General features: G+C 23.9%; 13 protein-coding genes and 3 tRNA genes. 9 read left to right on the forward strand and 7 right to left on the reverse strand.

The window, feature by feature from the left end; all coding sequences use genetic code 11:
* The first annotated feature begins 211 nt into the window (after positions 1–211).
* The 4 genes from zwf to tsaB all read left to right on the forward strand — a co-directional run bounded on the left by zwf (position 212) and on the right by tsaB (position 5,620).
* Positions 212–1,687, forward strand: coding sequence for a glucose-6-phosphate dehydrogenase (gene zwf, locus D9V59_RS01605; RefSeq protein WP_158364461.1), 1,476 nt, complete (start codon positions 212–214; stop codon positions 1,685–1,687).
* 195 nt (positions 1,688–1,882) lie between these two features.
* Positions 1,883–2,764 (forward strand): protease HtpX, encoded by an 882-nt coding sequence (htpX, locus tag D9V59_RS01610; protein ID WP_158364463.1) that lies wholly within the window; start codon positions 1,883–1,885, stop codon positions 2,762–2,764.
* A 559-nt stretch (positions 2,765–3,323) separates the two neighbouring features.
* A complete protein-coding gene (locus D9V59_RS01615) occupies positions 3,324–4,895 on the forward strand; it encodes a TerC family protein (protein ID WP_158364465.1) in 1,572 nt (523 codons plus the stop codon).
* 59 nt (positions 4,896–4,954) lie between these two features.
* Positions 4,955–5,620, forward strand: coding sequence for a tRNA (adenosine(37)-N6)-threonylcarbamoyltransferase complex dimerization subunit type 1 TsaB (gene tsaB, locus D9V59_RS01620; protein WP_158364467.1), 666 nt, complete (start codon positions 4,955–4,957; stop codon positions 5,618–5,620).
* Between the two features lie 180 nt (positions 5,621–5,800).
* Here tsaB and minE read toward each other — a convergent pair whose 3' ends face one another.
* Genes minE through minC form a run of 3 tightly spaced genes read right to left on the reverse strand, consistent with a single transcriptional unit; the run spans position 5,801 to position 7,607 of the window.
* Positions 5,801–6,052: a cell division topological specificity factor MinE gene (gene minE / locus D9V59_RS01625; RefSeq protein ID WP_158364469.1), complete on the reverse strand. Its 252-nt coding sequence runs from the start codon at positions 6,050–6,052 to the stop codon at positions 5,801–5,803.
* Between the two features lie 2 nt (positions 6,053–6,054).
* Entirely contained in the window at positions 6,055–6,867 is an 813-nt protein-coding gene (gene minD, locus D9V59_RS01630) for a septum site-determining protein MinD (protein WP_158364472.1), read from the reverse strand.
* Between the two features lie 26 nt (positions 6,868–6,893).
* Positions 6,894–7,607 (reverse strand): septum site-determining protein MinC, encoded by a 714-nt coding sequence (minC, locus tag D9V59_RS01635; RefSeq protein ID WP_158364474.1) that lies wholly within the window; start codon positions 7,605–7,607, stop codon positions 6,894–6,896.
* A gap of 359 nt (positions 7,608–7,966) precedes the next feature.
* On the opposite strand from minC, the gene D9V59_RS03155 reads away from it, so the two are divergent.
* From D9V59_RS03155 to D9V59_RS03165, 3 genes are read left to right on the forward strand one after another with little or no spacing between them, the layout of a single operon-like run.
* Positions 7,967–8,212, forward strand: a complete 246-nt coding sequence (locus D9V59_RS03155) for a hypothetical protein (protein ID WP_315984423.1) — start codon at positions 7,967–7,969, stop codon at positions 8,210–8,212.
* A gap of 36 nt (positions 8,213–8,248) precedes the next feature.
* Positions 8,249–8,440 (forward strand): hypothetical protein, encoded by a 192-nt coding sequence (locus D9V59_RS03160; protein WP_158364480.1) that lies wholly within the window; start codon positions 8,249–8,251, stop codon positions 8,438–8,440.
* 21 nt (positions 8,441–8,461) lie between these two features.
* The gene (locus D9V59_RS03165) at positions 8,462–8,836 is read left to right on the forward strand and encodes a methyltransferase (RefSeq protein WP_158364482.1); all 375 of its coding nucleotides are present in this window, start codon (positions 8,462–8,464) and stop codon (positions 8,834–8,836) included.
* A gap of 5 nt (positions 8,837–8,841) precedes the next feature.
* Here the strand turns inward: D9V59_RS03165 and D9V59_RS01660 are convergent.
* Positions 8,842–8,928, reverse strand: a tRNA-Leu gene (locus tag D9V59_RS01660).
* 15 nt (positions 8,929–8,943) lie between these two features.
* Positions 8,944–9,014 (reverse strand) — tRNA-Cys (locus D9V59_RS01665).
* A 162-nt stretch (positions 9,015–9,176) separates the two neighbouring features.
* Here D9V59_RS01665 and D9V59_RS01670 point away from each other — a divergent pair.
* A tRNA-Ser gene (locus D9V59_RS01670) sits at positions 9,177–9,261 on the forward strand.
* Between the two features lie 92 nt (positions 9,262–9,353).
* Here D9V59_RS01670 and D9V59_RS01675 read toward each other — a convergent pair.
* Positions 9,354–10,397: an OmpA family protein gene (locus tag D9V59_RS01675; protein WP_158364484.1), complete on the reverse strand. Its 1,044-nt coding sequence runs from the start codon at positions 10,395–10,397 to the stop codon at positions 9,354–9,356.
* 185 nt (positions 10,398–10,582) lie between these two features.
* The gene (gene murJ, locus D9V59_RS01680) at positions 10,583–12,124 is read right to left on the reverse strand and encodes a murein biosynthesis integral membrane protein MurJ (RefSeq protein WP_158364487.1); all 1,542 of its coding nucleotides are present in this window, start codon (positions 12,122–12,124) and stop codon (positions 10,583–10,585) included.
* A 148-nt stretch (positions 12,125–12,272) separates the two neighbouring features.
* On the opposite strand from murJ, the gene pyrC reads away from it, so the two are divergent.
* On the forward strand, positions 12,273–13,322 hold the full coding sequence (gene pyrC / locus D9V59_RS01685) for a dihydroorotase (RefSeq protein WP_158364489.1): 1,050 nt from the start codon (positions 12,273–12,275) through the stop codon (positions 13,320–13,322).
* The last annotated feature ends 3 nt before the right edge of the window (positions 13,323–13,325 follow it).

Consider the following 13,325-nt stretch of genomic DNA (forward strand, 5'->3'; position numbering starts at 1 on the left):
ATAAAATTATTTTTTTGAATCTTGCAAATAAATATCAACAATAAAAAATATTTGTTTGTATTTATTTAGTTATTTAGTAAAATTAGTAAAATTTTTACTAATATAAATAGTATATTATAAAAAATAATAATCTAAAAATAATAGTATAATTTTTATCAAAATTTTTATAGTAAAATTTTTCTATATAAATCTAAAAGAAAAAGAGATAATTATGATTATAGAAACGAATCAAGCTTGCGATTTAGTAATTTTTGGTGCTAAAGGAGATTTAACAAAAAGAAAATTATTACCTGCTTTATATAGATTAGAAAAACATAAAAAAATACATAAAAATACACGTATAATTGGTTCAGGTCGAGCTAATTGGAATAAAAAAGATTACGTAAAAATAGTAAAAACAGCAATAAAAAACTTTTTAAATGAAGAAATGGATCAAAATGTTTGGGAAAAACTTAGCTCTCGTTTGACATTTTGTAATATTGATGTCTATGAACCACTGCATTTTTTAGAACTAAAAAAAATATTACAACATAAAAAAAATGTAATTATTTATTATTGTGCTGTTCCTCCTGATACATTGAATTCTATTTTTATAGGTTTAGGAAATGCTAATTTAAATCTCATTCCAGCACGCATAGTTTTAGAAAAACCATTAGGAATCTCTTTAGAAACATCAAAAAAAATTAATAATCAAATTTCTAAATATTTTTTAGAATCTCAAATTTTCCGTATTGATCATTATTTAGGAAAAGAATCTATACTTAATCTTTTTGCTTTACGATTTTCTAATTCATATTTTTTTCAAAATTGGAATAGTCATACGATTGATCATGTTCAGATTACAGTTTCTGAAGAAGTAGGAATTGAAGGTCGATGGAATTATTTTGATGCTATGGGACAAATGAAAGATATGGTTCAAAATCATCTTTTACAGATATTAACAATTCTTACTATGGACGCACCTAAAAATATTACTTCTAAAAGCATTCAATACGAAAAAGTTAAAATACTACGTTCTCTAAAACCTATTGACATCAACAATATAAACAAAAGAACAGTACGAGGACAATATTGTTCTGGAACAATTAAAGGGAAAAAAGTTCTTTCTTATTTAAACGAATATGGTGCTAATGAAAATAGTCAAACTGAAACTTTTGTTGCCATTAAAGTTCATCTTAATAATGATAAATGGTTAGGTGTTCCATTTTATTTAAGAACAGGAAAACGATTAGCACAAAAATATTCTGAAATAGTAGTAGTTTTTAAAAAAAATATAGTAAATTTATTTCAAAATTTAAAGTTAGAATCTTCACAAAATAAATTGATTTTACGTTTAGAACCAGATACAAACATTAAATTTAATTTTATTCATAAAACACCAGGATTAGATCAAGAATATAAACTAGATAATTCTTACTTAGAATCTATTGATTTACATCAAAAATATTCAGAAAATTTAATTGACGCTTATGAAAGATTATTATTAGAAAGTATGAGAGGAATTCAATCTTTATTTGTATGTCGAGATGAAGTAGAAGAAGCATGGCGATGGATTGATCCAATTATAGATGCATGGAAAAAAACAAAAAAAAATACTCTTCAAAAATATACATCCGGTACTTGGGGGCCAAAAAATTCAGATTTACTGCTTATTCGTGATAATCGCTATTGGCATTCCTTTAATTAAAATGATTATAAAAATTTATCTGTCTTGACTTAATTAAGTTAATTATGTTAGCTTAAAATTTAATTTTTTAATATTGATATAAATATAATTATATTATATTAGTCAAATTATATATTAAAAAATTTTAATTTTATAAATATTTATGTTATTTATTTTATAAACATTTATTTTGCTAATCGAGGAAGATAATATCTTATGATACGTATTATTCTTTTCTTATTAACTAATTTAGCAGTTATGTTAATATTTAGTCTCATTCTGAGCTTAACAGGCATTCATTCTAATAGTATATATGGTTTATTAATCATATCGAGTTTATTTGGTTTTAGTGGTTCTATATTATCTTTAATTCTATCAAAATGGATTGCATTGCGATCTGTCAATGGGAAAATTATTACTCATCCTAGTAATGAAATGGAAAATTGGTTAATTAATACTATTCGTGAACAGTCTATTAAAAAAGGCATCATCATGCCTCAAATAGCAATATATGATGCAATTGATATTAATGCATTTGCAACAGGTGCACGTCGTAATTCGGCTTTAATTGCTATTTCTACAGGATTATTAAAAAACATGACTCGTCATGAAGCAGAAGCTGTAATCGCTCATGAAATTAGTCATATTTCTAATGGTGATATGATCACCATGACATTGGTTCAAGGTGTAGTCAATACTTTTGTAATTTTTATATCTCGTATTCTTTCACAAATAATTAGTAGTATACTACTATCTAATCGAAATGAAGAGAACAATACAGCAGAACGAAATCCATTTGTATATTTTTTAATTTCTACATTTTTAGAATTAATTTTTGGTGTTTTAGCTAGCATTATTACTATGTGGTTTTCTAGACATCGTGAGTTTTATGCTGATGCTAGTTCTGCAAAATTAGTAGGTAGTGAAAAAATGATTGCTGCATTAAATCGTTTAAAAACTAGCCAAGAACCTCAAGAATCTGATAGTATGATTGCATTATGTATTAATGGAAAATCGAATTCTTTTTTAAAATTATTTTCATCTCATCCTTCCTTAGAACAACGAATTCAAGCTTTACATAATAAAGAATATATATAATTAAATATACTTCTCTTAATAGAAAATATCTACTCTTTCTATTAAGAGAGATAAATATTTTAATATAACAAAAAATATTTTTATATAATCAATTAAACTTGATTTTTATATATAAATACTTTACTATAATAAAGTATTATAAACTTCATTAAGTTGTTGCTATTTATCAAAATAAATACAAATTTAAATAAATCTAAAACTTATATCTCAAAAAATAATATATCTTTTTAATACATTAATTTATAATGCAATATAGAAAAAAACTTTTAATATAATGATCTTTTTTATTTAAAAAATAATTCTAATTAAGGAAAAATTTTTAAAAGCTATTTTCAATCAAGAAACTTAAAAAAAATTATTTTTTACAAAACTAAAACAATAAATTACTAATTATTTATAATGTAAAATAGTAACTTCAAAAATGAATTCTCTCAAAATCTTTTCATTCGAATGGTCTTTTATCTAAAAAAACTGTTTTAATTCTTTAGATATAATCTATTATATATCTTATACTTATCAAACATTATGCTGTCCTATTTTTTTTTATGGAGTTTTTCTGATGGAGTTTTTTTTAGACCCGTCAACCTGGGCCGGCTTATTAACACTAGTTATCCTAGAAGTAGTATTAGGAATTGATAATTTAATATTTGTAGCAATTTTATCAGAAAAATTACCTCCTCATCAAAGAGATAAAGCACGTTTAATTGGTTTAGGATTAGCCCTAATAATGCGTTTAGCATTGTTAACATTAATATCTTGGGTTGTAACACTCACTTCTCCGATTATTCATAATAAATTTTTTTCTTTATCAATACGTGATGTTATTCTTTTATTTGGCGGTTTTTTTTTATTATTTAAAACTACAATGGAACTACATGAAAGATTAGAAAATAATTATCATGAAAATTCAGAAAATAAAAATTATGCTGGATTTTGGGCTGTAGTAATTCAAATAGTTGTATTAGATGCAGTGTTTTCATTAGATGCAATAATAACTGCTGTTGGAATGGTTAATCAATTATTAATTATGATGATAGCTGTTGTGCTAGCAACTATATTGATGTTGTTAGCATCAAAAAAATTAACTAATTTTATTAATTTACATCAAACAGTAGTAGTACTGTGTCTTAGTTTTTTATTGATGATTGGTTTTAGCCTAGTAACAGAAGCATTACAATTTCGTATTCCAAAAGGATATTTATATGCTGCAATAGGATTTTCTATTTTAATTGAAATTTTTAATCAAATAGCTCGTCATAATTTTATGAAAAATCAATCTAGACGACCTATGAGACAAAGAGCAGCTGAAGCTATTTTACGCATGATGATAGGAGAAAAAAACAAAAAAAAACAAACAAAAAAAATAGAAAATAATAATAAAAAAACAGAATCTATTGAATCTTCTACAGAAATAGAAACGTTTAAAGATGAAGAAAGATATATGATTAACGGTGTTTTAACTTTAGCTGGACGATCTATCAGAAGCATTATGACGCCACGAGGAAATATTTCTTGGGTAAATACAGAAAAAAATACTGATGAAATCCGTATGCAATTATTAGACACTCCGCATAGTTTATTTCCAGTATGTAAAGGCGAATTAGATGAAATAATAGGAATAGTACGTGCTAAAGAATTACTCGTTGCTATTGAAAAAAAAATAGATGTATCAAATTTTGCAAGTAAAATATCACCAATTATTATACCAGACACTTTAGATCCTATTAATCTTCTTGGTGTACTTCGTCGCGCCCAAGGCAGTTTTGTAATTGTTAGCAATGAATTTGGGGTAGTACAAGGATTAATTACTCCATTAGATGTTTTAGAAGCAATAGCAGGAGAATTTCCAGATGCTGATGAAACACCTGATATTATACAAGAAAATAATAGTTGGTTGGTAAAAGGTGAAACTGATCTGCATTCTTTACAACAATTGCTTAATACTGAACAATTAATTAAAGAAAAAAATTACGCTTCTTTAGGCGGTTTGTTAATTGCTCAAAAAGGCCAACTCCCTCTTCCAGGAGAAATTATCGATATTGATCCTTTTCATTTTCACATTATACAGGCAACAAAATATCGTATTGATTTAGTAAGAATTACAAAAAATCAAGATGAAAATTTTAAATAATATTTTATTAAAAAAATAAAATATTTTTTTAAATTATAAAATTAGTTACTGAGAAAAGCATGTCTAAAATAATTTTAGCAATTGATAGTTCAATAGACTGTTGTTCAGTTGCTTTATATAAAAATAAAAAAATTTTTTCTATATCAGAAATATGTAAAAAAAAACACACAATACAAATATTACCAATGATTCAAAAAATATTAAATCAAAATCAAATAACATGTAAAGAATTAAATTATATATCTTTTTCTAAAGGACCTGGAAATTTTACAGGAATACGTATTGCAGCTAGTGTTGCACATAGCTTATCTATAAGTTTAAAAATTCCTATAATTGCTATATCTACTTTAGCAATTATGGCTGAAAAAGCATGGCGAAAATATAAAAAAAAATATATTATAGTTGCAATTAATGCAAAAAAAACAGAAGTATATTGGGCTAAATATATAAGAACTAGTCAATCTACTTGGATAGGAGAAGATACAGAATCTTTAATAAATATAAATCTGATTAAAAACCAGATTAATAATTTAAAAAAAAATTGGACTTTTATTGGAAATGGATGGGAAAATATTAAAAATCAAAATATTTTAGATATAAATAAATTTAAATTTTTTTTTCCTAATGCAAAAGATATTATTCCCTTTGTTTTATTAAAAATAAAAACGCTTCAAATATCTTGTTTGAAAAATAGTCAAATAAATTATTTATATAATAATTTTTAGAAAATTTAAACATTTCTAAAAACTATAAAACAATCTATACTGAAATATTAAATATACTTCAGTATTGATTGTGCTTAATTAGTATAAAAATATAAAATATATATTAAAATATTAATTTTTTAAAAATCAAATAATTAATTTAATTTTATATATTTAAATTTAAAATATTTATTTAGTAATTTAATCAGGTAAAATAATATTTAATTCTAATATAGAAATATCTTCTTTTTTTTGTTCTAATTGTACTGTTACCATATTTGGCTCTATATTAATATATTTACAAATTACAGATAATATTTCTCGTTTTAATTGAGGAAAATAATCTGGTTCGCCTTTATATTTTCTTTGTTCTGCAACAATTATTTGCAATCTTTCTTTTGCAACATTAGCTGTATTTTTGTTCCGGGATAAAAAAAAATCTAATAAAGCCATATCTATCTCCCGAATAAACGTTGTAAAAAACTTTTTTTTGTTTCTTCGATAAAACGAAACTTACATTCTTGGCCTAATAATCTACTAACAGTATCATGATAAGCACAACCGGCATAAGAATTAATATCTAATATAATAGATTCTCCTTGATTAGAAGCGCGAAGAACAGATGCATCTTCAGGAATTACACCTATAATAGGTATACGAAGAATATCTAAAACATCTGTCATACTTAACATTTCTCCCTTTTTAACACGTGCAGGATTATATCGAGTTAATAAAAGATGTTCTTTTATAGGAGTTTTGTTCTGTTCAGCTCTTTTTGACTTAGATGCAATAATTCCTAGTATTCGATCAGAATCTCGAACTGAAGAAACTTCAGGATTAGTAGTAATAATAGCTTCATCTGCAAAATATATTGCTAAAATAGCACCAGTTTCAATTCCTGCTGGTGAATCACAAATAATAAAGTCGAATTCCATTTCTTCAAGTTTTTTTAACACTTTCTCAACTCCAATATGTGTTAAAGAATCTTTATCTCTAGTTTGCGATGCAGGAAGAATGAATAAATTTTTTGTTTGTTTATCTTTTATTAATGCTTGATTAAGTGTTGCATCACCTTGTATGACATTAATAAAATCATATACAACTCTACGTTCACATCCCATTATTAAATCTAAATTTCTTAATCCTATATCAAAATCTATAACAATGGTTTTTTTACCTTTTTGTGCTAAACCAGTCGCAATAGCTGCACTTGAAGTAGTTTTGCCTACACCTCCCTTCCCTGAAGTTACTACAATAATCCGTGTCATATAAAAATATCCTTAAAAAAATATACTTAACTGAGAGAATTTATAGTTAAAAATTTATTTTTTAAGTAAATTTGAGCTGATTTTCCAATAAATTTTTCTGGAATTTGATCTGATAACCAATATTCTCCAGATATAGAAACTAATTCAGCAAAAAGAACTGTACAAAATATTTTTCTTGTTGTATCCCCATCAGCGCCAGCAAGAACTCTGCCACGAACTATGCCATATACATGAATATTACCATCTGCTACTAATTCAGCTCCGGCACTAACGTTATTAACAACTATCAGATCAGCATGTTTTGCGTAAATTTTTTGACCTGAACGTACAGGTAAATCTATAATATGAGTTTTTTCAATTTTTTTTATTATATCTTTTTTTGTATTTTCTTGAGAAATATTAAAAATATCATCAATAATGTTTTTATTCTTTCTTTGACTTTCTGATAAAACAGGCACACCTGAATTAATAATAATTTTTTTTAATTTTTTATCTTTACAACCACTAACTCCTACCACAAAAAAACCATAAGAAATAATAATTTCTTGTATTTTTTTCCAGTCTGCTTTATTACATAAACTTGATATATTAACAATAACAGGTGCATTTTTAAAAAATTTTGGACATTCTTGAATTTTTTTATATATTGATTCACTAATTAAATTTATATCATGATCATACAAATACATTACTAGTAGTGTAAAATTACTACCTTTTAGTTCAATAGATGTTTTTGACATATTGATTACTCAATAATATATATTTATATGTATATCAAAAATATATAATTTTATATTTTTTTGAACATTTAAAATTTTAAAAAAATACATATAATTAAATTATAGTATAAATACTATTCGATAACAAATTCTATTTATTATTAAAAATAAAAAATATTTTTATAATTTTAAAAAAAATTAAATCATTTTATAGGAAAAACATTATTTTGTTATTCTCTCAAAATAGTAAACTTATATTACGTCAAAACGAAATATTTAAAACAAAAAAAGTATTTTTTTTAGGAAATATAAATAATGATTTTCCTTTATATCTTTCTACTATTAGTACAAAAATAAATTTATAAAAATATAATATATATATAAATTTTAAAAAACATATCAAAAATAGAAAAAATATTTATATTTATAATAATTTATTAATTTCAAAAGAAATGATTAAAAATTGCAATACAATAATTTTTTATTGGCCTAAAAATAAATCTGAAGCGCAATTTCAATTTTTTAATCTTATTGCAAATGCATCCATTCAAACTACAATATTTATTGTAGGAGAAAATTCTAGTGGAGTAAAAAGTCCACCATTAATGTTAACAAATTGGATTTAATTAGAAAAATTAGACAATGCCAAACATTCTATATTAATGTCAGGTTTGTTAACAAAACAAAAAAAATTTATATTAAAAGATTTTTTTAAAACACATTGTTGGAAAAATTTTTCTATTAAGTCTTTGCCAGGTGTTTTTGATCATAAAAAAATAGACGAAGGCAGTAAAGTTACTTGCATCTACTTTTTCAAAAAATATAACTGGAAGAGTTTTAGATGTAGGTTGTAGAACAGGTTTTTATCAGTATCAGTGCTTTATAGATCTCCTAAAGCAAAAATTACACTCATAGATAATGACATAGCTGCATTGAATTGTAGTCAATATATATTAAATAAAAACTCATTAAAAGGAACATTAATATTAAGTAATGTTTATTCAAACGTATTTCAAAAATTTGATTTAATTATTTCTAATCCACCTTTTCATGATAATTTATACATTAATTTTAGCATAATAAAAGAGATAATCTATAATTCTAAAAAATATTTAACGTCACAAGGAGAATTAAGATTTGTAGTTAATACTTGCTTTAATTATAATTTTTTATTATCTAAGACATTTAAAAAATATGGCATACTAAAAAAAACAGAAAAATATAAAATTTATCAAGATTTTCTAAAATAAATCAATGGTACCCGGAGCGGGACTTGAACCCGCAAAGCTCTAAAGCCGAGGGATTTTAAGTCCCTTGTGTCTACCAATTTCACCATCCGGGCTAAAATATTTTTTAGAGGCGTATCCCGGAATCGAACCGGGTTATACGGATTTGCAATCCGCTACATATCCAATCTGTCAATACGCCTTTCATATACATTATAGAAAAAAAAAATAAAAATTACAAATAAAAAAAAATTTTTTTAAAATTAATTTATAAAAGCAAAATTATCTTTGCAATAAATAAAATAATGATTTATCATTAAAATTATTTTAATTTTTTATTTTTTAATTTATTATTATTATTATTGGAGAGGTGGCCGAGTGGTTTAAGGCAGCGGTCTTGAAAACCGCCGACGAGTAATCGTCCGAGAGTTCGAATCTCTCTCTCTCCGAAAACTAAAAAATTAAAATATACATAAAAATTCAATCATTAAATCTTCCTTATGTAAAAAAATTAGTAACATAGTTAATATTACAAAAAATTTTACTGAATATCAGATAAAACTTCAATTTCTACACGACGATCTGGAGCCAAACAACTAATTAATAGAGATCGATTTTCTATATCTTTACATACTTGATTAGTTAATGGATAAGAATCTCCCATACCTTGAACAGTGATATTTTCTCGAGAAAAACCACGAGATGCTAAATAATTTTTAATACTATAAGCTCGATCTTCAGATAGTTTTTGATTGTATTCTTTATTGCCTATCTTATCTGCATGTCCTAAAAGAATAATAGAAACGTTTTTCAATTTCATTTTCTTAATATCAGCATCTAATTGATCAAGTTTATCATAAGAATTTGGTTTTAATTCTGAACTATTAAAAGAAAAATTAATATTTTCATTTAGAATGCTATACTTAGTATTGGATTCTTCAGAATCATAAGTTGCAAAAGCATCATCTAAATAAGGTTTTCCAAATTTCCACCCAAAAGACAGAACAGCATCTCCTAAAGAAGGCTTAATAGATGAATCAATCATATTTTTAATGCTATTATTCCAAGTATAGTCTAATCTAGTAATAAATTTTTCATTAAAAATATATTCAGCACCCAAAGAAAAGCTAGGTAATAATGGGCTTTCTTTGTTAAAAATGTTTTTTAAATCATTTTTAGAAACAAGTTTTTCCCAAGATAATATTCCACCTAACTTTGTATAAAGATGAAAATCATCTGTTATTGGATATGATAATTTTGTTACTAATTGCAAATTATTATGCTGTTCTTCTTTGCTATCTTTTTGGAACATTAAATGAGGAGAAAAACCATTAGTATAATTTTCTATTTCTAGACTAAAATAAGGATTGAATTCATATCCTAAAAATAACCCTAAAATTGGTGCGCTAAATTTTTCTTGTAAATTATCATTTTGAGTTTTTTTATTATTAGTGATATGTTTTAAAGGATCAAATTGAGACCATCCCATTTTTGTACCTAGATACCATCCATTTTTCTCTTCAGCTTGCACAGACGCAACTAAACTTGCTAATAAAAAAGCGATAGCAAGAGCTCGTTTTTTCATTTGAAACCCCATGATTTTAGATGAATGATAAATTATATAAAAAAATTATATTATACATATAATATAATTCAAAAAATAACTAATTAACTTTAAATGTTGTTTATGTAAAAATATTATATAATAAATATTATACTAATCATATAACAATGATTATAAAACATTTATATATCTTTGATATAATATTATTATGCACGATAATTTTTATAAGAAAAATTTAATACATGTATTCCTAAAAAATGCAACATAAATAAATATCCAATTCCGGATATAAATAAAACAAAAAATAAACGAAGTATTTTATAAAAAAAAGATCCTATATTCCAAAAAGGCATAAAATATAGTATACAAAATAAAATTAACATCATAAATAATGTTGATAAAATAATATTTATAATAAAAATTAACTTTTTATATTGAAAATATATAACTTTTTTTTGATTTAACTTTCGATAAAGTAGTAAAAAATTTATCCAACTAGATATACTAATAGATAAAGCAAGACCAGTATGTTTAAAATAAAATATTAAAAATGGATTCATCAGTTGAGTTAAAAAAATTGTAAACAATGAAATTTTCATAGGAATATAAATTTCTTCAGAAGCATAAAAAGCAGTAGCCAAAATTTTTACTAAAATAAATGAAATTAAACCTAAAGCATATATTTCTAATGTTTTTTCTGTCATTAAAACATCTAAATCCGTAAATTTTCCATATTGAAAAAGAACTATAATAATCGGTTTTGCAAGAAAAAAAAACAAAAAAGAAAGTGGCAAAGATATTATTAAACTAATACTCAAGGACCAATGAATTAATTTTTTATATTCTGATTTTGCATCCGTTTTATAACTTTTTGCAAGAGATGTAAATAAAATAGTACTTAATGAAGAACCCAATATTCCTACTGGAAATTCTATTAATCGATCAGCATAATAAATCCAAGATATCGATCCTGCGTTTAATAAAGAACTGAAAATAGTATTAATTATTAATGAAATTTGATTTGCAGAAATTCCTAAAATACTAAGACCCATTTTTTTTAGAATTCTTAACAAACCAATATTCTTCCATTTTATATTTGGTATTACTAGCATATGTATTTTATATAAATATGGCAATTGATAAACTAACTGTATTATACCACCTATGATGACTGCCCATGCTAATGCAATAATAGAAGGATAAAAAAAAGAGCTAAAAAATAAAGAAAAAACAATAATACTAATATTTAAAAATATTGGCGATAAAGCTGGAATAAAAAAATAATTCCAACTATTTAAAATTAATGAAAATAATGAAGATAAAGAAATTAATAAAATGTAAGGAAACATTATAGTTAATAAATTTATAGATAATATTAATTTTTCAGGTGTTTCTAAAAAACCTGGTGCACTAATTAAAATAAAAAAACGAGAAAAAAATATGCCTAGTATTGTTAATAGAAATAAAAAAAAGATCATAAAACCAAAAATAGAAGAAATAAAATTTTGTACATACTTTTCACTTTTATAAACTCTATATTCCATTAATATAGGAATAAAAGCTTGAGAAAAGGAATTATCAAAAAAAATACGACGTAATAAATTAATAATTTTAAAAGCTATAAAAAAAGCATCTGTAAAAATAGAAGCTCCAAATGTACTAGCAATTAGAATATCTCTAATAAAGCCTAAAATACGAGATATTAAAGTAATAAAACTTACTGATATTAAAGATTTCAAAGGATTCATTCTAAATCAATCCATACTATATAAAAAGACTTATTAATAATTTTAATAAGATATACATGTTATATGTTAAAAATTTAATAAAATTTTTTTAAGCTACATTTATATCTTTTTAATAATTATTACTAAACTAACTAAAAAATAAAAAAATATGTCTAAATTTATAAAAAAAATAACTATTATAAAACCTGATGACTGGCATGTTCATTTAAGAGATGAAAAAATTTTAAAAAAAGTTATTCATTATACTGGAAAATTTTACCAAAGAGCCTTGATCATGCCAAATCTTGATAATCCTATTACAAATTGCTTAAAAAGTATTCATTATAAAAAGAGAATATTAAATTCAATGAAATTGAAATATAAATTTCAACCATTAATGACTTGTTATTTAACTAGATTTACAAAATCTAAAGAATTAAGAAATGGTTTTTTAAAAAAAATATTTATAGCAGCTAAATTATATCCTAATGATTCCACTACCAATTCTCGAACAGGAATAAAAAACATCAATTGTATTACTTCTGTTCTAGAGTGTATGGAAAAAATAGGGATGCCATTGTTAGTTCATGGTGAAGAGATTAATAAGAACATTGATATCTATGATAGAGAATTAAAATTTATAGAAAATACTTTAGAACCTTTAAGAAAAAAATTTCCGAAATTAAAAATCGTACTAGAACATATTACAACTAAAGATTCTGTAGAATATGTGAAAAAGAGTAATCCTAAATATTTATCTGCTACTATTACGCCACATCATTTAATGCTTGATCGAAATGATATGTTTATTGGCGGAATTCAACCTCATCTTTATTGTTTACCTATTTTAAAAAAAAATACTGATAAGGAAGCTTTAAGAGAAGTTATAGCTAGAGGAGATAAACACTTTTTCTTAGGAAGTGATACAGCTCCTCATCTATGCAAAAACAAAATTAATTTTTTTGGATCTGCTGGTATATTTAATGCCCCTTGTTCTTTGTTATGTTATATGCATGTCTTTGAAGAAATGAATGCTTTAAAATATTTTCAATCTTTTTGTTCTGAAAATGGTCCTAAATTTTACAATCTTCCTATTAATAAAGAAACTATAACACTTATTAAAAAACCATGTACAATTATTAAAAAAGTTAATATCGATAAAAAAAATATAATTATTCCTTTTTTATCAGGTCAAAATTTAAATTGGTCTCTTGAATAAAAA

Origin of the sequence: Buchnera aphidicola (Artemisaphis artemisicola), from assembly GCF_005082365.1 — a bacterium.
In the GTDB taxonomy this organism is placed as follows: Bacteria; Pseudomonadota; Gammaproteobacteria; order Enterobacterales; family Enterobacteriaceae; genus Buchnera; species Buchnera aphidicola_AR.